The 23,300-nt window shown below is 64.6% G+C and carries 13 protein-coding genes; 11 read left to right on the forward strand and 2 right to left on the reverse strand.

What is annotated here, in order from left to right; translation table 11 throughout:
• Positions 1-180: 180 nt before the first annotated feature.
• A complete protein-coding gene (locus BBIA_RS11520) occupies positions 181-885 on the reverse strand; it encodes a hypothetical protein (protein WP_152600543.1) in 705 nt (234 codons plus the stop codon).
• Between the two features lie 355 nt (positions 886-1,240).
• Here BBIA_RS11520 and metG point away from each other — a divergent pair, with 355 nt between their 5' ends.
• The 3 genes from metG (at position 1,241) to BBIA_RS11535 (ending at position 6,736) form a co-directional block, all read left to right on the forward strand.
• Complete coding sequence (gene metG, locus BBIA_RS11525) at positions 1,241-3,103, forward strand: methionine--tRNA ligase (RefSeq protein ID WP_033494119.1); 1,863 nt, start codon at positions 1,241-1,243, stop codon at positions 3,101-3,103.
• Between the two features lie 922 nt (positions 3,104-4,025).
• Positions 4,026-5,516: a sugar porter family MFS transporter gene (locus BBIA_RS11530; protein ID WP_338010490.1), complete on the forward strand. Its 1,491-nt coding sequence runs from the start codon at positions 4,026-4,028 to the stop codon at positions 5,514-5,516.
• Positions 5,517-5,758: 242 nt separating this feature from the next.
• A complete protein-coding gene (locus tag BBIA_RS11535; protein WP_033494121.1) occupies positions 5,759-6,736 on the forward strand; it encodes an aldo/keto reductase family protein in 978 nt (325 codons plus the stop codon).
• 139 nt (positions 6,737-6,875) lie between these two features.
• Here the strand turns inward: BBIA_RS11535 and BBIA_RS11540 are convergent, their stop codons facing one another.
• The gene (locus BBIA_RS11540) at positions 6,876-8,378 is read right to left on the reverse strand and encodes a C1 family peptidase (RefSeq protein WP_033494123.1); all 1,503 of its coding nucleotides are present in this window, start codon (positions 8,376-8,378) and stop codon (positions 6,876-6,878) included.
• Positions 8,379-8,640: 262 nt separating this feature from the next.
• Here BBIA_RS11540 and BBIA_RS11545 point away from each other — a divergent pair, with 262 nt between their 5' ends.
• The 8 genes from BBIA_RS11545 to BBIA_RS13535 all read left to right on the forward strand — a co-directional run bounded on the left by BBIA_RS11545 (position 8,641) and on the right by BBIA_RS13535 (position 23,264).
• Complete coding sequence (locus BBIA_RS11545; RefSeq protein ID WP_033494125.1) at positions 8,641-9,624, forward strand: ABC transporter permease; 984 nt, start codon at positions 8,641-8,643, stop codon at positions 9,622-9,624.
• A 20-nt stretch (positions 9,625-9,644) separates the two neighbouring features.
• Positions 9,645-10,658, forward strand: coding sequence for an ABC transporter permease (locus BBIA_RS11550; protein WP_081892362.1), 1,014 nt, complete (start codon positions 9,645-9,647; stop codon positions 10,656-10,658).
• A 24-nt stretch (positions 10,659-10,682) separates the two neighbouring features.
• Positions 10,683-12,857, forward strand: a complete 2,175-nt coding sequence (locus BBIA_RS11555; RefSeq protein WP_081892364.1) for a dipeptide ABC transporter ATP-binding protein — start codon at positions 10,683-10,685, stop codon at positions 12,855-12,857.
• A 387-nt stretch (positions 12,858-13,244) separates the two neighbouring features.
• Positions 13,245-14,999, forward strand: a complete 1,755-nt coding sequence (locus BBIA_RS11560; RefSeq protein ID WP_081892366.1) for an ABC transporter family substrate-binding protein — start codon at positions 13,245-13,247, stop codon at positions 14,997-14,999.
• A gap of 622 nt (positions 15,000-15,621) precedes the next feature.
• Positions 15,622-17,469, forward strand: a complete 1,848-nt coding sequence (locus BBIA_RS11565; RefSeq protein ID WP_033494129.1) for an ABC transporter ATP-binding protein — start codon at positions 15,622-15,624, stop codon at positions 17,467-17,469.
• Between the two features lie 77 nt (positions 17,470-17,546).
• A complete protein-coding gene (locus BBIA_RS11570) occupies positions 17,547-19,346 on the forward strand; it encodes an ABC transporter ATP-binding protein (RefSeq protein WP_033494131.1) in 1,800 nt (599 codons plus the stop codon).
• Positions 19,347-19,659: 313 nt separating this feature from the next.
• Positions 19,660-19,788, forward strand: coding sequence for a hypothetical protein (locus tag BBIA_RS15080; RefSeq protein WP_274518586.1), 129 nt, complete (start codon positions 19,660-19,662; stop codon positions 19,786-19,788).
• A 290-nt stretch (positions 19,789-20,078) separates the two neighbouring features.
• On the forward strand, positions 20,079-23,264 hold the full coding sequence (locus BBIA_RS13535; RefSeq protein WP_160268241.1) for a beta-galactosidase: 3,186 nt from the start codon (positions 20,079-20,081) through the stop codon (positions 23,262-23,264).
• Positions 23,265-23,300 lie beyond the last annotated feature (36 nt).

The following is a 23,300-nucleotide window of genomic DNA, read 5'->3' on the forward strand; positions in this document are numbered from 1 at the left end:
CCGGCGATCGCAGCGTCGCTTCGGCCAAGTCCCGGTCCGATCGTCGCGGCGGCAGTGGACGGAACAATCGCCGCAGCGCGCTCGCCGCGTCCCACGTCGCATACGTGCGCTGCATTGCATACGTATTCCGAACGTCATCCCGTGTCCCGTACGTACTCTGCGTATCCCGCGTCCGGCGCGTCATCCGCGGCTCCACGCGGTGAACAGTTCGCGGCCGAACGTGGCGCGCGGCCAGAACGGGTTGCGTTCGAGTATGTCCAAACAGTCGTCGGCGCTGACGCGATATTCGAGCATGATGTCGACGACGATCTGGTCCATGGCGTCGCCGTTGCCTTGATATTCCTGATATTCCGGCAGGAGCACGAGGTCGCAGGCCGTGCGCGCCGGCGTGGTGACGTGCGCGTCGCCGACCCGCATGACCTGTTCCCGCGGGCTTTTCCGGTTGAACACGCGGATGCGGCGATTATGCACGGCCGCGCGATAGTGCGATCGGGAAATAACGTCCACGGTGTCGGGAAAATGCCCGCCGATCCACACCCATGCGGCGGTGAGCGCGCAGACGGTCGTGTTGCGCGGCGCGATGCGGGCTGCGATGGACGCGCGGCCGAACAGCGTGCCGGCGTGGTCCATCTGGTATCCGTTCGTTTCGTCCAGTCGCGTCATCATGCCGTAGTCGGACAGTGCGGTCAGGCTGAGCGGTCCGGGCAGGTCCTTGCCGCCCAGCAGCGGTTTGGCGGTCGGTGGCTTGTCGTGCGGGAGCATCGACAATGGCAGCGCCGCGGACAGGTTGCCGGGCGCGCGTGCGCTGCTGTGCGCGCTGCGTTCCGTGCGCTTGTCGTGTGTGCCGTGCGCCGGGCGTGCGGCGCATTTGGTAGGTGCGTTCATGTCGTTGACGCTATCGGCGCCGGCCTGTTTCCGCTACCGTGACGGCTGAAAATGTGGATATGTGGATAAAAACGACGATATGACGCGCATTGTGGATAACGCCGTGGATGCGGCGCGCGATCGCCGCCATTCCGCGACTCTCGCGATATGCGACGACGGCATAATCCGTGCGTGTCGCGCCGATCGTAACGTCGAGCGGCAGGCCAGGCCGGGCGTGTCGCCTACGCCGCGCATATGCCGTGCAGTCGTCGGCGACCGTCGGCGAAAGCGACCGATGACGCGGCCGGGCGTGGGACCGGCGGAACGGTAGGCAAACGGCGGCCCCTGTCCCCGCTGAGCCTGATAATCAAGGACTATGAGTCATATTCTGGTGAATGTTGCATGGCCGTACGCGAACGGCCCCCGTCATATCGGCCACGTCGCCGGCTTCGGTGTGCCGTCCGACGTCTACGCGCGCTACGAGCGCATGAAGGGCAACGACGTCCTGATGGTGTCCGGCACCGACGAGCACGGCACCCCGATCCTCGTCGAAGCCGAGAAGGAAGGCGTGACCGCGCAGGAGCTCGCCAACCGCTACAACCGCGTGATCGCCAAGGATTTGTGCGATCTCGGCCTGAGCTACGACCTGTTCACGCGCACTACCACCGGCAACCACGAGCACGTGGTGCAGGAACTGTTCAAGCAGTGCCTCAAGAACGGCTACATCTACAAGGGCACGCAGAAGGTCGCGATCTCGCCGTCCACCGGCCGCACCCTGCCCGACCGCTACATCGAGGGCGAGTGCCCGATCTGCCACACCGAGGGCGCGCGCGGCGATCAGTGCGACGCCTGCGGCAACGAGCTCGACCCGGACGAGCTCATCAACCCCGTCTCCAAGATCAACGGCGAAACCCCGCGCTTCGAGGAGACCGAACACTACTTCCTCGACCTGCCGGCGCTCGCCGACGCGAACCTCGCGTGGCTCAAAACCCGTACCGGCTGGCGCACGAACGTCATCAACTTCTCCATCGGCCTGTTCAAAGAGGTTAAGCCGCGCGCGATCACGCGTGACATCGACTGGGGCATCCCGGTTCCGGTCGCCGGCTGGATCGACAACCCGAACAAGAAGCTGTACGTGTGGTTCGACGCGGTGATCGGCTACCTGTCGGCGTCGATCGAATGGGCTCGCCGCAAGGGCGACCCGGAGGCGTGGCGCGCGTGGTGGAACGACCCGGCGTCCCCGGCCTACTACTTCATGGGTAAGGACAACATCACGTTCCATTCCCAGATTTGGCCGTCCGAAATGCTCGCGTACAACGGCCAGGGCTCCAAGGGCGGCGAGACCGGCGAGTACGGCCCGCTCAACATGCCCGAACAGGTCGTGGCCTCCGAGTTTATGACGATGGAGGGCAAGAAGTTCTCCTCCTCGCGCGGCATCGTCATCTACGTCAAGGACATCCTCGCCCGCTACCCCGTGGATGCGGTGCGCTACTACATTTCCGTGGCCGGTCCGGAATCCTCCGACTCCGACTTCACGTGGGCCGAGTTCGTGCGCCACAACAACGAGGAGCTCGCTTCCTCGTGGGGCAATCTGGTCAACCGTGTCGCGAACCTTATCAACAAGAACTTCGGCGAGATCCCGGCGATCGACGAGGCGTCCCTGACCGACGAGGACCGTGCGCTGCTCGACGAGACGAACGCCGCGTTCGCTACCGTCGGCGGCCTGATCGAGCATCATCGCCAGAAGGGCGCGCTGAACGAGGCCATGAAGGTCGTCGGCGACATCAACAAGTACATCTCCGCCACCGAACCGTGGAAGATCAAGGACAATCCGGCGCGCCTCGGCACCGTGCTGCACGTGGCCGCGCAGGCCGTGTCCGACGCGAACCACCTGCTTGCGCCGTTCCTGCCGCACTCTGCGCAGAAGGTGTGGGAGGCGCTCGGCGGCACTGGCACGTTCTCGCCGCTGCCGCGCATCGAGGAGGTCGAGGATCTCGACAAGCCGGGCTTCGAATACCCGATCATCACCGGCGATTACAAGCTGGGCGAAACCGTGCACCCGTGGCAGCGCGAGGAGATCGTGGTCGGCGCCCCGGTGGCCAAGCCTTCGCCGATCTTCGCGAAGATCCCGCAGGAGGCCGTGGCCGAGGAGCTCGCCCGCTTCGACGCCGAGCTGGCCGCCCGCAAGGAGGCTGAGGCCAAGCGCCTCGCCGCCGCCAAGGCCGAGCTCAACAAGTAGGCAGTCCGACAGGCGCCATACCGGCGTTGCGAGGGGCATCCGCGAGTTGCGGATGCCCCTCGCCGCATTGCACACGGTTGGTGCACACGATCGCACAAATGTACCGTGCCCGCCCACACCACGTCCGACGGACACAGTGAATCAGTTTCATTCAATATCGGGTGTGAGCATAAGTGGATCATTATCCGCACCGAAAACCGGTTCGGAGACCGAACCCGTGTCGGGTGTGGGTGGAAGCGGATCATTTGGTCTGATAATCGTGGGCATATCCGGTTCATATACGGAAGCGTGGGCATAGACGGGTCATTGAGCACGGTCATAAGCCGCATACATGTACCGTTCATGCACACACTAAGCTAAGCCACGCATCATCAGCCAACAGCCCTTACATGCCAAAATGCGAAGAGCCCACAAACCCGTCACAGAGTTCTCAGGATTTTGTGAGGAACGCGCATCGTTCCTCACAGAAACCGGCGGTTATATAGTTCATGTCAACGGTTACGGCCGGTGGCGAGGTTCGGGTAGGACCCCATAACTGAAACCCTTCTTCTCTCTTCTCTCTCACCCGGCGGTTTTCTCTCCCGCCGGGTTTCTTTTTGTGTGCGCGTGCTCTTGCGCCGGTGCCGCCGTTCCCCTATGACAGTGCGGCAAGCAAGGCAAACGATTGACGTAAGTGATGCTTGAGAAACGTTGGTATTCCGCGGGTAATCGATTGCAAAATTTTTCTGTTCCCCGGAGTGTCGCGGGCCGACTGGCCTTATGCTGTTAAGCACCAAACATAAACGCAGTGAACAGGGTTGTTACTCCGAACGAGGCAAGACCTGAGACGGCGCAGCTCATCATCGGCGACGATGATGCGCACTGCGTTGTCTCAGGTCTTTTTTCGTTTCGGCCGAAATCAAAGACGACGGAAGGACGGGACATGGCAACGACGACTGCATCATCGGCATCAACCGAATCAACCGAATTCAAGGACACGATCGACACCGTGGCGGAAGGCGCGAACGCGGCTGCGACGGCGATCGAACAGGCGGAATCGCGCGCGTTCTCCACGCGATTCCCGATGAACAGCGCGTTCATCTTCACGTTCGGCGCGCTCGGCGGCATGCTGTTCGGCTTCGACACCGGCATCATCTCCGGCGCGTCGCCGCTCATCGAGGCCGACTTCGGCCTGACTGTCTCACAGACCGGCTTCATCACGTCGTCCGTACTCATCGGCTCGTGCGCGGGTGCGCTGTCGATCGGCGCGCTGTCCGACCGCTTCGGTCGCAAGAAGCTGCTCATCGTCTCCGCGATCCTCTTCCTGATCGGCTCGGGCATGTGCGCCACGTCCACCGGCTTCCTGATGATGGTCGCCGCGCGCATCATCCTCGGCCTTGCGGTCGGCGCAGCGTCCGCGCTCACCCCGGCCTACCTCGCCGAACTCGCGCCGAAGGAGCGCCGCGGATCGCTGTCCACGCTGTTCCAGCTCATGATCACGTTCGGCATCCTGCTTGCGTACGCCTCCAACCTCGGCTTCCTGAACCACAACCTGCTTGGGGTCCGCGACTGGCGCTGGATGCTCGGCTCGGCGCTCGTGCCGGCCGCGCTGCTGCTCATCGGCGGCCTGCTGCTGCCCGAATCCCCGCGCTACCTGGTGAACAAGGGCGACGAGCGCAACGCGTTCAAGGTGCTCACGCTCATCCGCAAGGATGTCGACCAGGCACAGGTGCAGCTCGAACTCGACGAGATCAAGGAAGTCGCCGCGCAGGACACCAAGGGCGGCGTGCGCGAACTGTTCCGCATCGCCAAGCCGGCGCTCGTCGCGGCCGTCGGCATCATGCTCTTCCAGCAGCTGGTCGGCATCAACTCGGTTATCTACTTCTTGCCGCAGGTGTTCATCAAGGGCTTCGGCTTCCCCGAAGGCGACGCGATCTGGGTGTCGGTCGGCATCGGTGTGGTCAACTTCGTCTCCACGATCGTCGCGACGATGATCATGGACAAGTTCCCGCGCAAGAAGATGCTGATCTTCGGCTCCGTCGTCATGACTGTCGCGCTCGCGATCCTCGCCGTGATGAACTTCGTGGGCGACGTGGCTGTGCTCGCCGTGCCGACGATGATCCTGATCGCGTTCTACATCCTCGGCTTCGCGATTTCGTGGGGTCCGATCGCGTGGGTGCTCATCGGCGAGATCTTCCCGCTGTCCGTGCGCGGCATCGGCTCGTCGTTCGGTTCGGCCGCGAACTGGCTGGGCAACTTCATCGTCTCCCAGTTCTTCCTGATGCTGCTCGCCGCGTTCGGCAACAATGTGGGCGGCCCGTTCGCGATCTTCGGCGTGTTCTCGCTGCTGTCGATTCCGTTCGTGATGCGCTTCGTGCCCGAGACCAAGGGCAAGTCGCTCGAGGAGATTGAGGAGGAGATGACCCGCCGCTAGGACCGAGGCGCGTCGCGCGGGTCGTTTCCGCGCGCGATCGCTTCCGCACAAAGACTGCCCCCGCCGGATTTGCAGGGAATCCATCCGGCGGGGGCTTTTGCGCGTTCGGCGTGTCGCCGGGTTGCGTTCAAGTGGGGTTGAACCTCTACAGTGTGTTACGACACGATTCAAGAACGACGCCGCGAACGATGCGGCGCGAGGATACCACGAATAACGGGCAACACCGGAAACGGAGCAACACCATGAAATATCGCAACGTAGGCAAAGCCGGCATCAAGGTCAGCGAGATCGCCCTCGGCAGCTGGATGACTCGCCTCGAGGACACCGCCGCCGTCGACAACGCGATGGCCATCGCCGACGCCGCGTTCGACGCCGGCGTCAACTTCTACGACTGCGCGGACGCGTACTCGGGCGGCGACGCCGAGCGCTTCCTCGGCCGCTTCATCGCCAAGCACGACCGCGAGGACGTGGTTATCTCCAGCAAGGTCTTCTTCGGCACCGGCAAGAGCGTCAACGGCCGTGGCCTGAGCCGCAAGCACATCTTCAACAACTGCGAGCGTAGCCTGAAGAACCTCGGCACCGACTACATCGACCTGTACTACTGCCACCGTTTCGACACGACCACGCCGCTCGAGGAGACGCTGCAGGCGCTCAGCGACCTTGTCGACCAGGGCAAGATCCTGTACTACGGCGTGTCCGAGGAGTGGAGCGCCGCGCGTCTCGAGCGCGCCGAGCGCATCATCTCCGAGCGCGGCCTGCATCCGCTGACCGTGGTCCAGCCGCAGTACAACATGGTCGACCGTTACATCGAGCATGAGATCGTCGAGACGTGCGAGCGCTACGGCATCGGCATCACGCCGTTCTCGCCGCTCGCGCAGGGCCTGCTGACCGGCAAGTACCGCAAGGGCCAGCCGCTGCCGGCCGGCTCGCGTGCGACGTGGCAGTCCGATCACCAGATCAACAACCTGCTCACCGACGAGAACCTCGACAAGGTCGAGCGGCTGAGCAAGATCGCCGACGAGCTCGGCGTGAAGATGCCGGTGCTGGCGCTGGCGTGGATCCTGCGTCTGCCGGTGATCAGCTCGGTGATCGTCGGCGCGAGCAAGCCGAGCCAGCTCGAGTCGAACATCGCCGCCTCCGGCGTGGAGATCCCGGCCGACGCGCTCAAGCAGATCGACGACATCCTCGGCTTCAAGCGCTTCGAGCGCCACATCGGCTGATTAGGAGCCGATTAAAACTTGCGCACGGCCGTGCGGCTTCGGCCGTTTCTCTCCTGCGGCTGCGCGCATACATACATAAGGCCCCATTGCCTGTTGTGGCAATGGGGCCTTGCTGCGTTGTCTCCAATGGGAGTCGGGATCAGATGCAGCGCTTAGTGAGCGGCTGCCAAGGCTCGAGCACGACCGGTTCGGCGGTCAGCAGCTCGCGCGTGGCGTCGTCGAGGTATTCCTTGCGGATGATGATCTCGGTGACGAAGCGGTCGAACCACGCGTCGGACATGACGTAGTAGCCGTCCTTGCCGTTGTCCTTGCCCCAGCTGTTCTCGACCTTCCAGCGGTTCGGCTTGCCGCCTTCGATGTTCACGCCGGTGAAGGTCATGGCGTGGTTGCTCGGGCTGTCGGAGTATTCGAGGCCGTCGGCCTTGTCGAGCGTGAACTCGGTGCCGAACAGCTGGTCGACGCGCACGACGGACTGGTCGAAGAAGCCGTCGTGGCGCAGCGCGAACTGCGTGCAGTCGCAGGCGAACCAGATCGGGTGGCCGGCGGTGAGCTGGTCGATCGCGGCCTTCTTGAACACGTCAAGCGGCACGTTGACGAACTCCATGTCGCCGGCTTCCGCGACGTTCGCGCTGAACTTGATGACGTAGCGCTTGCCGAACGGCGTGGCAGCCATCGGCGAGTTGCACAGCGACGCGAAGTCGTTGACGTCGACCGGCACGTACTTCTTGTAGAACTCGAGCGGCGTGATGCCGGTCTCGCGGATGACCGGACGATCGTCGATGCCGGAGTGCTTCTTGTCGCCGGACTTCTCGCCGCACGTGCACGACTTGCCGTCGGCCTCGCACTTGCACTCGTCGCCGCACTTGCAGCCGTCCTGCTTGCCGCACTTGTCGTCGGACTTGCAGCAGCCCTTGCCGTCTTTGTCCTTGTCGTCCTTGGTGTAGGCGGCCCAGTCGAACTTGGCCGGCGGCTCGCCGAGCGCGATCGCGCAGAAGCGGTAGACGACGGACATCTGCTCGTCCTTGGCGGCGCGCAGCGCGTCGAGGCCCTCGCCGGCGGCGTGGCGGCGGCGCAGGTCGCGCGCGAACTCGCGCAGCTTGGAGTTGAGGTACTGCTTGAAGTCGGAGGAGTTGCGCGAGTTCGCGGACTCCGGGTACGCGCTCTTGGGCACTAGGCCGTACTTGTTGACGAGCGCGGCGAACATCTGCCACCAGCCGCCGTCGTCGGACGGGCCGGCGTTCACGGCGTCGAACGTGCGGCTATCGGTCGGCTCGTCAAGCGTGGCGAGCACGTTCTCGAGGTACGTGTTGGACTTCTCCATCGCATCCCAGAAGAACAGGTAGGTCTCGGAGAACTCGAAGTCCTCGAGGTTCCAGCGGTGCATGAGTTCATAGCGCAGCGTGTTGAGCGACGCGAACATCCAGCAGCGGCCGGAGTGCTCCTGGTTGGTGATGGATCCCTGCTTGAGTTCGACCGAGAAGTCGCGCGGCAGTTCGCGCACGCCGCGGTAGTCCGTGGCGGCCTTGAGCACGCCCGCCGAGACGGCTGCGTCCGCGGCGATGAGGTTCGCTCGATCCTTGTTGAATGACTCGCTGTATTCGCGCAGCAGTTCCGGCTTGATCGCCGATGCGTCGCTGGTCATGAAGTCATGCCTCCATATACGATTTGGTCTGTCTTGTCAATACCTATGGTCGCCAAATGAGCGCCTCAGCCAGTCTAGGTCGGCCCCTTACAGCAAGATGAAACCAAAAATTTACAAACTGTTCCTGTGGCCTTAGTTTGCGGGGGTTGAGCCAATACCGCCGTTCCGACTATGTGTCAATGGGTCGTCTCACATGTTGGATTCGACTTTGGGGACATAGTGACCGGGGTATTATTCCTATAGTCATTTTCGGGAGGTGAAGGTGCTCAAGTACATCGTCAAGCGCATTGTGAACTATGTCGTCATGCTGTTTGTGGCAGTGTCGATGACGTACTTCCTCGCCAGCGCGTTCATGGATCCGCGCTCAAACTATATGGATCGTCATCCGCATCCGCCGATTGCGTCCATCAACCATTCGCTGGATCTGGCCAACATCAACGACCAGACCCCGATTCTCGTCCGCTATTTCCGCTGGCTGAAGGCCATTTTCACGCGTTGGGACTGGGGTCTGGCGCCTGACCAGTCGCCGGTCGGCCCGGCCATCGCGTCGCGTATCTGGACGTCCGTGGAGCTCGTCACGCTCGCCACGATCATCGGCATCGTCGCCGGCGTGAGCATCGGCGTGTACACGGCCATCCGCCAGTACAAGTGGCAGGACCGCACGCTGAACATCATCGCGACCTTCTTCCTCGTCATCCCGCCGGCCGTGCTCGGCCTGTTCGTCGTGCTCATCGCCATCGCGATCAACAACGGCGTCGGCACGCGTATCTTCTACGTGACGGGCCTGTCGTCGTATCAGGGCTCCAACCCGTTCCTGTGGCTGCTCGACTTCCTGCAGCACATCATCCTGCCGACGATCGTCATGGCCATCCCGGGCACCGTGAGCTACCACCTGACCCAGCGCACCTACCTGCTCGACTCGATGAACTCCGACTACGTGCGCACGGCCCGCGCCAAGGGCCTGACGCTCAACCAGGCCATCCGCAAGCACGCGCTGCGCACATCCCTCATCCCGACCACCGTGAACATCGCGTTCTCGATCACCGGCGTGTTCACCGGCGCGGTCATCACCGAAACGGTGTTCGCCGTCAACGGCCTCGGCCGCTACTTCGTGACCGCGATCAACGGCAACGACATCAACGGCTCGGTCTGCATCGCCGCGTTCGGCGGCGTGTGCACGCTGACCGGCGCCCTGCTCGCCGACATCCTCGCGGCGTGGCTCGACCCGCGCATTCGCCTGAGCTGACGCGGAAAGGAACAACGATCATGGCAACTGACAACGCGAACAACGCGAAATCCGAAACCGCGGAAGCCCAGCTCGACCTCGACCCGCAGGACGCGGCTGTGGCCGACGCCGTCCTCGACGAGGAGGCCAAGGCGGTCGACGGCAACAACAAGGCCGAAGGCGAGTTCAAGCGCACCGGCCGCATGACGCTGTACGTGCGCCGCTTCTTCCGCCGCCCGTCCGCGGTGGTGGGCCTCGTCATGCTCATCCTGCTCGTCATCTTCGCCCTCGTCGGCTCCAAGTTCGGCAAGTGGCACTACGAGGACCTCGACTTCCTGTCGCTGGGCACCGCGCCGAATTCCGAGCACTGGTTCGGCACCACCGGCGGCGGCTCCGACATGTACGCCATGGTGGTCCGCGGCCTCGGCCGTTCGCTCGCCATCGGCATCATCAGCTCCATCGGCACCACCATCCTCGCCGCGATCATCGGCACCTCCATCGCCTTCTTCCAGGGCTGGGTCGAGCGCATCGGCATGTGGATCCTCGACATGCTGCTCGTCGTCCCGTCCTTCCTGCTCATCGCCATGATCGTGCGTTCCTCGGCCGGCATGAGCGGCTGGCTGTGGCTGATCTTCGGCCTCGTCGCGTTCGGCTGGATCGGCTACGCGCGAGTCCTGCGCACGCTGACCATGAGCCTGCGCGAGCTCGACTACGTGCGCGCGGCCAAGTTCATGGGCGTCGGCTCGTTCCGCATCATCCTGCGCCACCTCGTGCCGAACCTCGGCTCCGTGCTCATCATCAACACGGTGCTCGGCGTGGTCGGTGCGGTCGGCTCCGAAACCTCGCTGAGCTTCCTCGGCCTCGGCATCAAGGCCCCGGACACCTCGCTGGGTACGCTGCTCAACGACGGCCAGTCCGTGGTGCTCACCGCCCCGTGGGTGCTCATCTTCCCGTCCATCGTGCTGATCATGGTCACCTTCTCCGTCCAGCTGATCGGCGACGGCCTGCGCGACGCCATCGACCCGTACTCCCGCTCCGGCGGCAAGGCCAAGTAAGGCCAAGTGAGGTAGGCAATCACCATGAATATGTTCCGCAAAACCAAGCCCGCGGCCGACGCCGCCCAGACCCCGGCCGTCCCGGCGGCGAGCGAAACGCTCGCGAGCAAGTCGACGTACGATCCGAACGACAAGAGCGCCCCGGTGCTCGAGGTCAAGGACCTGCGCGTCAGCTTCGCCTCCGAGGCCGGCACCGTCCGCGCCGTGCGCGGCATGAACTTCCAGCTGCACCGCGGCGAGACGCTCGGCATCATCGGCGAGTCTGGCTCCGGCAAGTCCGTCACGTCCATGTCGATCATGGGCCTGCTGGACTCCAACGCCAAGGTCGAGGGCTCCATCACCTATCACGGCGAGGAGCTGCTCACCAAGACCGACGCCGAGATGAGCAAGATCCGTGGCAAGGGCATCGCGATGGTCTTCCAGGACCCGCTCTCGGCCCTGACCCCGGTGTTCAGCATCGGCGAGCAGATGGCCGAGGCCCTGACCATCCACAACCCGAAGATGAGCGCCGAGGACGTTCGCAAGCGCTCCATCGAACTGCTCACCCTCGTCGGCATCCCGAACGCGGAGGAGCGCCTCAAGTCGTATCCGCACCAGTTCTCCGGCGGCATGCGCCAGCGCGTGGTCATCGCCATGGCCATCGCCAACGACCCCGACGTGATCATCGCCGACGAGCCGACCACCGCACTGGACGTGACGATCCAGGCTCAGGTGCTCGACGTGCTCAAGAAGGCGCAGCAGGAGACGGGCGCGGCCCTGATCTTCATCACGCACGATCTGGGCGTGATCGCCGGCATCGCCGACGAGATCATCATCATGTACGCCGGCCGCCCGGTCGAAAAGGGCTCGGTCGACGACATCTTCTACCGTCCGGTCATGCCGTACACCATGGGCCTGCTGGGCGCCGTGCCGCGCCCGGACAAGAGCAAGTCCAGCCGACTCGTGCCGATCCCGGGTTCGCCGACGAACCTCGTCAACCTGCCCAAGGGCTGCCCGTTCGCGCCGCGCTGCCCCATGGCCGAGGACAAGTGCCGCACCGCCGAGCCGGATCTGCTGCCCGTGGTCGGCCGCGACGGCCAGGTGGCCGCCTGCTACCGTTCCGGCGAGATCGTTGCGAAGAACCTCACGTTCCGCGACGTGTACCAGGTGGGCGAGGGTATTAAGTCCAAGTTCGACGGCGTGCCGCGCGAGGACCGTGCGGTGGTGCTCGACGTCAAGGATTTGAAGAAGACGTTCCCGCTGACTTCCGGCGGATTCCTGCGCCGCAAGATCGGCGTGGTCAAGGCCGTCGACGACGTGACGCTCGACGTGCGCGAGGGCGAGACCGTCGCGCTCGTGGGCGAGTCCGGCTCCGGCAAGTCGACCACGCTGCTCGAGATCATGGACCTCAAGAAGCCCGAGTCCGGTTCGATCACGCTGTTCGGCCAGAAGGTCGGCGAAAAGATGAGCCGCCAGACCAAGCGCGACCTGCACAGCCACGTCCAGTACGTGTTCCAGGACCCGATGAGCTCGCTCGACCCGCGTCTGCCCGTCTACGACATCCTCGCCGAGCCGCTCAAGGTGCTGCACAAGAGCAAGGCCGAGATCAACACGCGCATCGACGAGCTCATGAAGCTCGTCGAACTCAACCCGGATCAGGTCGACCGCTTCCCGACTCAGTTCTCCGGCGGCCAGCGTCAGCGCATCGCCATCGCGCGTGCGCTTGCCGTGAACCCGCAGCTGATCCTGCTCGACGAGCCGGTCTCCGCGCTCGACGTGTCCATTCAGGCCGGCGTGATCAACCTGCTCGAAGACCTGCAGAACAAGCTCGGCGTCGCCTACCTGTTCGTGGCCCACAACCTGTCGGTCATCCGCCACATCTCCAGCCGCGTCGCGGTCATGTACCTCGGCCGCATCGTGGAGCTCGGCCCGACCGACGACATCTTCGACCATCCGCTGCACCCGTACACCGAGGCCCTGCTGAGCGCCATGCCCGCGCCGGACCCGCAGTACGAGCGCACGCACAACCGCATCGTGCTGCAGGGCGAACTGCCCAGCCCGACCGAGAAGATCGAGGGCTGCCCGTTCGCGTCCCGCTGCCCGCTGCGCCTTACACTGAGCGAGGAACAGCGCCGCATGTGCGACACGCAGCCGCCGAAGCTGCACCAGTGGTCCGGCGAGGACCGTCAGGTCGCCTGCCACTTCGCCGCGATGGCCTGAGCCTGAGTGATACTCCGATATGAGCCCGGCAATCCCCGAAACGTTTCGGGGATTGCCGGGCTTTTGCATGTTGCGACGATGCTGTGGTGGCGTGTGATCTATCCCATAAATGGACAAGGGGCATCCGCTTCGTGGACATTCCGAGCCGTTGGGGTGTGGGGTCAGGAACAATGAACCCCAGAACTTGATGGTTTCGTCCACGTTAACGATTTCTGTTAACACAAGGGCGATAAAGTCAGGCCCGGAATTGCGGACAGCCCATCGGTCGGCTGGACGCGAGCGCCGCCGCGGCAACGCGGCGACTGCACTTCGGACGGTTTGCCGTTCGGGAAAGGCCGAGGTGCCGGCTGCGATACGCCGCCGGTGGAAGATTGAGAGGATTATTCAATGACTAACTCGATGAAGGAGCGCCTGTTTGCGGCTGGCGCCGTCGTGTCGGCAGTGGCCATGCTGCTGTCCGGCTGCGGTGCGAACAACTCCAACACCAACAGCTCTGACAACGGCAGCAACACCACCGCCTCCACTCAGGAGGAGCCGGCCGAGGGCATCGACATCGCCAACTGGAAGGGCACCCTTCCGACCCCGGACGCGTCCAAGACCTACAACAACCCGCAGGAGCGCGACAACATCAAGGACGGCGGCACCCTGACGCTGGGCACCACCTACACCGCCAACTGGAACTCCCTGAACACCGACGGCAACACGCTGTACATGGGCACCTTCTGGCAGCTCTACATGCCGCAGCTGTGGGACTACACCGCTGACGGCGAAGTCTCCCCGAACCCGGACTTCCTGTCCAAGGTCGAGGTCACCAGCTCTGATCCGCTGGTTGTGACCTACGACATCAACCCGAAGGCCAAGTGGAACGACGGTACCGACATCACTTGGAAGGACTTCGAGTCCACTTGGAAGACCTCCAACGGCAAGGACGCTAACTACACCCCGGCTTCCACCGACGGCTACGACAAGATCGCCAGCGTCAAGGCCGGTACCAGCGACAAGCAGGCCGTGGTCACCTTCTCCGAGCCGTACTATCCGTACCAGGCGCTGTTCCAGAACCTGCTGAACCACAACTCGCTGGACGCCAAGACCTACACCTCCGGCTGGATCGACAACCCGCACAACGAGTGGGCCGCCGGCCCGTTCAAGGTGCAGTCCACCGACAAGGACAGCACCGTGTTCGTCCCGAACGAGAAGTGGTGGGGCGAGAAGCCGAAGCTGGAGAAGATCACCTTCAAGTACATGGAGGACGCCGCCGCGCTCAACGCCTTCAAGAACGGCGAGCTTGACTCCATCTCCGCTGGCTCCAAGGACAACCTGGCCGCCATCAAGAGCATGAAGGACATCCAGCTGCGCCTCGGCTACTCGCTGGCCACCTACGTGTTCACCTACAACACCAAGGCCGGCGCCCTGAAGGACATCGCCGTGCGCAAGGCCATCAGCCAGGCGTTCGACAACGAGACCTGGAACAAGATCGCCTACCAGGGCATGGACTGGAACCCGGAGCGCCCGGGCTCTGAGGTCTTCCTGCAGTTCCAGAAGGGCTACAAGAACAACCTCCCGGCCGACGCCCAGAAGTACAGCGTCGACGCCGCCAAGAAGACCATGGAAGACGCCGGCTACAAGCTCGGCTCCGATGGCTACTACGCGAAGGACGGCAAGACCGTCGAGGTCTCCTACGTCTACTACGGCGACTACTCCACCACCAAGGCCAAGGCCCTCGCCTACCAGGCCATGATGAAGAAGGCCGGCATCAAGGTGAAGGTCGACAACCGCGCCACCTCGCAGTGGTCCGACGATATGTCCAAGCACAACTACGAAGTGATGGGCATGGGCTGGTCCGCGACCAACCCGTTCGGCCAGACCTCCATCGTCCAGCTCTACGGCTCTGACTCGCCGTCCAACTACGCGCAGATCGGTTCCGACGAGGTCGACAAGCTCGCCGCCATCCCGGGCACCATCGAAGATAACGATAAGGCTGTCGAGGCCGGCAACAAGGCCGAGGCCGCCGCGTTCGAGCTCTACGGCACCATCCCGACGGACACCCCGCCGAGCTACGTCGCCGTCAAGAAGGGCCTCGCCAACTACGGCCCCGCCGGCTTCCAGACCAAGCACTGGGAGAACATCGGCTGGCAGAAGTGAGCATGATCCGCGCATAACGCGCGAGGAACCAACTTCTACTTAGGGCATCGGGAAGGGTCCCTGCAGTTCGCTTCAGGGACCCTTTCTTGTATCCGGAATCGCGCTGCGCGCGATGCTGAGCGTATTGACGGCGCTATTGCGCCGTGACGCTCCCCCAGTCAGCCTAGCGGCTGACAGCCCCCTCAGCCGAAGGGGCTCCTGTGGCTCCGACGGCGCCGATACCATGCAACGGCATTGATGTCGCAGGAGCTCCCTCTGACGAGGGAGCTGGCCGCCGCAGGCGGACTGAGGGAGAGAATGCGGCACACCAGTGCCGCTGGCAAACGCGGCATCGCGCGCGGCGCGAATCCTTGATTTCGCGACGGGCGGAAAAGGGGTTGAATCGTTGCAAAGTCGCGGCAACACGCACGGAATCAACGGGTTGAAATCACCTGCCGTTCGCATAGACTAGACGGCGTTTGCGAATCCGAACAGGGGTTTCGGCCGGCGAGGAGAGCGTCGGTTGCGGAATACTCGAGAAACACGACGGTCGTGAATCGTGGCGGCAGCGAATGCCGCGTGCGGTGGGAGAAGCCGCACAGTAACCACAAGCAAACAAACAAGAATGCGGGGATTTCCTCACATGTACGTCGACCCGACGAAAAACCAAGACAAGGGCAATCTGCGTTGGATCCTGCCCTACTGCAAACCCGACCTTCCGCGCGTGGCGGGAGCGCTCGTACTGTTCTGCGCGAACAACACGATGGCGCTGACCATCCCGCTCCTTTCCGGCATGCTCGTCGACCAGGTCATCACGCAGGGCCACACCGAACGGCTCGCGCACCTGTGCATGCTCATGATCGTGTTCACCATCATCCGCGTCGGCTCCCGATACGGCTATCAGATGTGGATGGAACGCTTCGGCCAGAACTCCGTCTACCGTCTCGTCTCCGACGAATACGAGAAGCTGCACGAACTCGACTTCACATACTTCAACCACACGCGCACCGGCGACATCATGAGCCGCCTGACCTCCGACACCGACGCCATCCGCCACGCGCTGAGCTGGGTGAGCTACAACGTGCTCGACTGCGTGGTCATGTTCATCGGCGCGCTGTGCGTCATGTTTTCGATCGACTGGCGACTCGCGCTCGCGCTTGCCTGCGTCACGCCGTTCATCTTCATCCTCACGCGCGGCCTGTCCACGCACGCCCACCCGCTGTTCTTCGCGATCCGCAACTCGCTCGCAAGCCTCAACTCGATGGTCGAGGAGAACATCGAAGGCAATCGCGTCGTCAAGGCGTTCGTGCGCGAACCGTACGAAACGCAGAAGTTCGACGAGCACAACGACGACTACATGCAGCGCAACATGGCGCTCGCGTACAACTCGCGCAAGTACATGCCGTGGCTCGACGGCCTCGGCTTCAGCCTGCAGCTCATCACGCTCGGCTTCGGCGGCTATCTGGTCATCACCGGCAACATGACGCTCGGCAACCTCGTCAGCTTCAACTCGTTCCTGTGGATGATCGACGGCCCCGTCCGACAGTCCGGCTGGCTCATCAACGACTGGCAGCGCTTCAACGCCAGCTGTATCAAGATCAGGAAGCTCCTGACAGCACAGTCGCGCATCGTCGAAAAGCCCGACGCGGAGGCCGCCGTCAAGCAGGCCGTGACCATCGCCGAACAGGTCGGCGCGGCGCATCCGCCGACCCCCGACCGCATCAGCGGCGAAATCCGCTTCGACCACGTCAGCTTCGCGTTCCCCGACGACCCGGACACGCCGATCCTCAAGGACATCGACTTCTCCATCCCGGCGGGCAGCAAGCTCGGCATCCTCGGCGAAACCGGCGCGGGCAAGTCCACGCTCGTCAACCTCATCTCGCGCTTCTACGACCCGACCGTCGGCCACGTGCTCATCGACGGCATCGACGCGCGCGACTGGCCGCTCGCCACGCTGCGCTCGCAAGTGTGCATCGTCGCGCAGGACACGTTCCTGTTCTCCGACACGATCGGCAGCAACATCGGCTTCGGCGCGAACAACGACGCGGCCCACGACGAACGCTACATCCAGCGCATGGCCCGCATCGCCGGCGCGGACAGCTTCATCCAGTCCATGCCGGAAGGCTACAACACGGTCGTCGGCGAACGCGGCGTCGGCCTGTCCGGCGGCCAGAAGCAGCGCCTGTCGCTCGCCCGCGCGCTCGCGGACGATCCGAGCATCCTGATCATGGACGACACGACGTCGGCCGTGGACATGGAAACCGAAGCGGAAATCCAGCAGCACCTGCGCGAAATGGACGGCGGCAAGACGATCATCACGATCGCGCACCGCATCTCGTCGGTCAAGGACTCCGACCTGATCCTCGTGCTCGAACACGGCCGCATCGTCGAACGCGGCACGCACGAGGAGCTCGTCGCCGCGCACGGACGCTACTGGGAGATCTACCACAAGCAGCTGGGCCTGCAGTCCGGCGCCGCGCAGGGCTACTGATCCGCGGATCGCGCCGGCCAACGTCGCCCAACGCCAAGCAACAAGCAAGACCAAAGCATTCCCAAGGATAAGGAATCATGGCACAACGCAATACGTACCGCGAGGATGAGGAACTCGAGGAGTCCATCAACTTCCACGACATCCTGCGCGTCGGCAACTATCTCAAACCGTACCTCGGGCAGGTGGCCCGCATCCTCATCGTCGTCGTGTCGATGAGCTGCATCGCCGTGTCCGTGCCGTACCTGACCAAAATCATGATCGACGAGGCGATCCCGCACAAGGACCTCGGCCAGCTCGGCACGCTCGCCGGACTGCTCGCCTGCCTGATCGTCGTCTACGAGCTCTGCCTGCGCTACCGCACCGTGTCCATCACGCGCGTCGGCCAGCTCATGCTCAAGGACATGCGTCGCGACATCTTCACGCACATCCAGACGCTGCCGTTCAGCTACTTCGACTCGCGCCCGCACGGCAAGATCCTCATCCGCGTGGTCAACTACGTGAACACGCTGTCGGACACGCTCTCGTCGGGCCTGATCAACGTGATCTCCGACGTGTTCACGTTCATCATCACGCTCGTGGTGATGTTCGTGATCGACTGGAAGCTCGCGCTGTGGAGCCTCGTGCTGTTCCCCGCGCTCATCATCTGGGTGTACGTGCTCAAGATCTTCCAGCGCCGGGCCTTCCAGAAGCTGTCCAACAAGCAGTCGAACCTCAACGCGTACATCCACGAGTCGATTGCCGGCGTGAAGACCACGCAGACGTTCGCGCAGGAGAAGTCTCAGTTCGAAACGTTCCAGCAGCAGCAGGGCGAGGTGCGTTCCGCGTGGATGAAGGCCGTGCACATCCAGTTCCTCATGTGGCCGGGCGTGCAGACCATCTCCGTGATGACCATCGCGTTCATCTACTTCGTGGGCGTGACCGGCTTCGGTGGCGTGAACGTGACCACGGGCGTGCTCATCGCGTTCGTCGGCTACGCGAACAACTTCTGGAACCCGGTCATCAACATCGGCAACTTCTACAACCAGCTCATCACCTGCTCCGCGTACCTCGAGCGCATCTTTGAGACGCTCGACGTGGTGCCGGAGATCGAGAACAAGCCAAACGCGGTCGACCTGCCGCAGATCCGCGGCAAGGTCGACTTCAACGACGTCGTGTTCCGTTACGAGGAGGGCGGCCGCAACATCCTCAACCTGGTCGACTTCCACGTCGAGCCGGGCAAGACGATCGCGCTCGTCGGCCCGACCGGCGCCGGCAAGACGACGATCATCAGCCTGCTGTCGCGCTTCTACGACGTGTCGGAAGGCTCGGTCACGATCGACGGCTACGACGTGCGTGACGTGACGCTCGAATCGCTGCGCAAGCAGATGGGCGTCATGCTGCAGGACACGTTCATCTTCTCCGGCAACGTGCGCGAGAACATCCGCTACGGCAAGCTCGACGCGACCGACGAGGAGATCGAGGCGGCGGCGAAGGCCGTGCACGCGCACGAGTTCATCATGGAGCTGCCCGACGGCTACGACACGGTGGTGGAGGAGCGCGGCTCGACCCTGTCGGCTGGCCAGCGCCAGCTCATCGCGTTCGCCAGGGTTTTGCTCGCCGACCCGCGCATCCTGATCCTCGACGAGGCGACGTCGAACATCGACACGCGCACCGAAGAGGCGCTGCAGGCGGGCCTTGCGCACCTGCTCAAGGGCCGCACGAGCTTCATCATCGCGCACCGTCTGTCCACGATCGAGAACGCGGACGAGATCTTCTACATCGACCACGGCCAGATCGTCGAGCACGGCTCGCACAAGGAGCTGCTCAAGGACAAGGGCGCGTACTACCGGCTCTACGAGTCGCAGTACGCGATGATCCGCGTGGCGCAGGGGCAGTAGCGGCGCGCGGCTGATCCGCAACGTTTCGGCGTTGCCAGGGGGGGCTTCTCTCGCATGATTGCGAGGGGAGCCCTTTTGCGTTTGTGCGACGTTGCGTGATGTCGTGTGGCGTGGAGTCGTCTATGTTCGTCATGGTTTCGTCACATACGTGAACAGAATGTAAATATCATCGTGAAACCCGATGAATATGACAAAGATACGACGAAATCGGCATGCGCGGCAAGGCGAGGCGACATATGCTGGAGCCATAACCGAAGATAGAGCAACTGAAAACCAACCGTTCAAAACGGCATGACACGGAAAGGAGTCCATCATGATGGACGAAGAAATGATGAACAAGGCTCTGCGTTCCCCGCTGGCCGCGAACGACCCGTCGCTCGGCTACTATGCGCTCTCGCAGGCCGCCTGGAAGGCCATCAAGCACCTCGCCGGCCGCAAGTAAGCGCCGCCCCGCGTCGCAGCCGCGCGCATCGCGCACTGCGAACGCACGCAGACTTTCTTAAACTTCAACGCTCGCCGGCGTAAGGACAACCGCCCCGATCCCCAACCGATCGGCCGTGCGGCCCGCGTAACGGCAGCCGACCCATAAGGCCCGCATCCGCCCGATTTCGACAATCGGCACGGATGCGGGCCTTTCTTTGTCGCGTTCGGCCTACAGTGGTCATGGGAATGAATCGAACGGTCGGCGGCGACATGCCCACCGGCATCGTCAATCGTCAAGAAGGGGCGACCATGAACCAGTCCATCCAATCCGGCGACCAGCCCGGCGACCGAAACAGCGCATCGAGGGCAGTGAGGCTCGAACGGGGTCGCATCCTCATCGACGGCGTGCCGCGCGTGCTGCTGTGCGCCTCGCTGTTCCCGTTCCGCGTGCCGCGCGCGCAGTGGCGGCAGCGGCTCGAGGCCGTGAAACGGCTCGGCTACCACGCGATCGACGTGTACATCCCGTGGAATTTCCACGAAACCGCGCCCGGCGTCTGGGATTTCGCTGGTCGGCACGACATCGACGCATTCTTGCGGCTCACCGGCGAGGCCGGCCTGTACGCGATGGTGCGGCCCGGCTCGTACATCTGCTCCGAGTGGGACGGCGGCGCGATTCCCGCATGGGTCGCCACCGATCCGGCGCACGGGGGCGGCAAAGCGCTGCGGCAGAACGATCCCGCGTTTCTCGACGCCGTGCGCGGCTGGTACGACCGGATCTTGCCGATCATCGCGCGTCGGCAGTACGGGCACGACGGCCCGGTCATCATGGTGCAGGCCGACAACGAACTCGACTTCTACAACTGCCGCGACCCGCGCGGCTACATCGGCGCGCTCGCCGGCATGATGCGCGAGGCCGGCATCGACGTGCCGATCGTCGCGTGCGCCGGGCAGGGCGACATCGCGCAGTCCGGCGCGGGCGATGCTGCGAACGTTGTCGTCACGCCCGCGGTGAACCTGTACGCAGACGACAACGGCGTCGACATGGATGCGCACGTTCGCTACTATCGGGCGGCCGCAGCCCGTCACGGCGCACCGCTGATCGTCACCGAAACGAACCGCCTGCACCGCACGCTGCGCCGGCTCGTCGGCAACGGCGCGCAGTTCGTCGGCCCGTTCCTGCAGGTGTCCGGCTGGGACTTCGACCTGACCACGTCGGTGAACAACTGGGGCGCGCTCGAATCGTATATGACCCACGACTACGACTTCGGCGGCGTGATCGACCCCGCCGGCCAGGAGCGGCCGGATGCGGACGAGGCGCGCCGGCTGTCCGCGATCATCGCCGCGCTGGGGGAGCGGCTAGCGCTGGCCGACCCCGTGCCCGACGGCGAACGATGGCATGGCGTGGCCGCGAGCGACCCCGACGGGCGCGCGTTCGACACGACGGACGACGCGGACCCGTCCGACGGCGGCGTCGCGATCGGCACGCTCGCCCTGCACGGCGGCGGCCTGCTGACCACGCTCACCAACGTCGCGCATCGCGACGCGACGATCGCGCTTGCGTCCGATGCGGCCCCGTCGCTGCACTTGCCGCCCGCGACGCTACCCGCCGGCGCCGGCGTGATGCTGGTGCACGACCTGCCGTTGGACGATGCGCTGACGCTGTGCGCGACGAACGGCGAGCCGGTCGCGCTGTCCGTCGCGGCGCACGGTGGTGATAATGACGACGCTGGCCGTGTCGATAACGTTCGCGTCGGAGACGATCATGCCGGTGTCGACTGTGCCGAAGACGGCCGGCCGGCGGCGGTCACGTCGATCGAACTGTCCGCGCCGCTGCCGCAGCCGGGCGCGGTCTGGGCCGCGTTCGCGCCGGCCGGCGGCGAGGCGATCGCCGTGATCCGGCAGACCGGGGATGTCGAGACGCGCGTCGAAAACGGCGCGCTCGTCGTGTCCGGCACCGACGGCGCGGTCACGTTCTCGATCGACGGCGGCGAGCCGCGAACATACCGCGTCGTGCTGTCGCGGCCGGAACGTCTGTACCGGCCGTCCTGCGCCGGCGAGACGACGATGACGACGGTGGACACGACCGGTGCGAACGTTGCCGCCGAACCGGCGTGGACCCCGGTGCCAGATGATGCGAACGGCCGCGCGCTGCCGATGGAAGATCGCGGCGTCTACGCCGGATCCATGCGCTACCGTGCGCCGCTCGACGCGTCCGAATACGGTGATGTGACCGGCGTGGTGCTGCGCGATGCGGCCGACACGATCAGCGTGCGCTGCGACGGTACGGCCGGTTCCGTGGTCACGCCGTGGCGCGCGAACGGCGGCGGCGCGCTGTACGTGCCGCTCGCGCTCGGCCGCAACGCCGATGACGATCGCGGAGCGCACGCCAGCGCAGCCGATGCGGCCGGCTCTGCCGCCGGCGCCGGTTCCGACCGTTCGGCGAAACGATCGCCCGCACAGGCCGAATCCTGCACGCTCGAAGTCACTGCGCGCATCTGGGGACACTCCAACTTCGACGACGCGCGCCTGCCGTCGCTGCGGCTGCACGCCAAGCGCGGCATCACCGGTGCGATCGCAGTCACCCGTGCATACGATCTCAACTCGGGCTGGCTGACCGAATACGCGCCCGACGATCCGGCCGCGGAACGCGACCTGCGCGCCCGCGGACTGACGATCGGCGACGATCCGCTGCCGCGCGGCGGACTGGGCGGCCGTACCACCGACGTATGGCCGCACAAGCTCGCCTACACGCGCACGCTGCACGCGGGCGACGCGACGGCCGCGCTGCACGTCGAGCACGGGCAAGCGCGCTGCGATGTGGCGCTCAACGGCCGCGCGGTCGGCGCGATCACGCCGCTCACGCCCACGCTCTGGCTCGGCGACATCTGCGACGGCGACCGGCTGACCGTGACCGTCTGGCGCACGTGGGGCGAGAACGCCGGGCGCATGACCCTGCTGACTGGCCTCGAAGTGACCGGCTGGACGATGGCGGCGCAGGGACTGCGCGAACTGCGCGCGGCCGCTGACGCGGCGTTCGGCACGGGCTCGGCGTTCGACGCGGGCTCGGCGTCCAACGCGGCTGTTCCGGCGCCCGACGCGGCCGAGGACGCGGACGCGGCCTGCGGTTCGTCGGCTCCGACAATCGCGGCAGCGGACCGAACGGCGACGCTGCCGCTTGCCATCGCGCCCGGCTCCGGCCAGTGGCTGCGCATTCCGGCCGATGCGATCGCCCAGTCCGCGCATGCGCACAACACGGTCGTCCGGTTCCGCGGCGACGGACTGCAGCTCACCGCGTTCACCCGCGAATCCTGCCTCGGACGCATGGTGCTCGGCGGTCTGCCGGGCACGGTGCTGGCAGGCGGGCGGGGGAATCTGTTCCTCGTGCCCGAAGGCGAGGGTGATCTGCGCGTCTGGGCCGAGGCCACGCGCGACGAGCCCGGCCGACTCGACACGGTCACGCTCGGCGGGCCCGTCGACCTGCCGCGCAAGGCGTGACGACGGCCAGCTGCGCGAGTGCGACGATGGACGCGG

It is taken from the genome of Bifidobacterium biavatii DSM 23969 (assembly GCF_000741165.1).
GTDB classification, from domain to species: domain Bacteria; phylum Actinomycetota; class Actinomycetes; order Actinomycetales; family Bifidobacteriaceae; genus Bifidobacterium; species Bifidobacterium biavatii.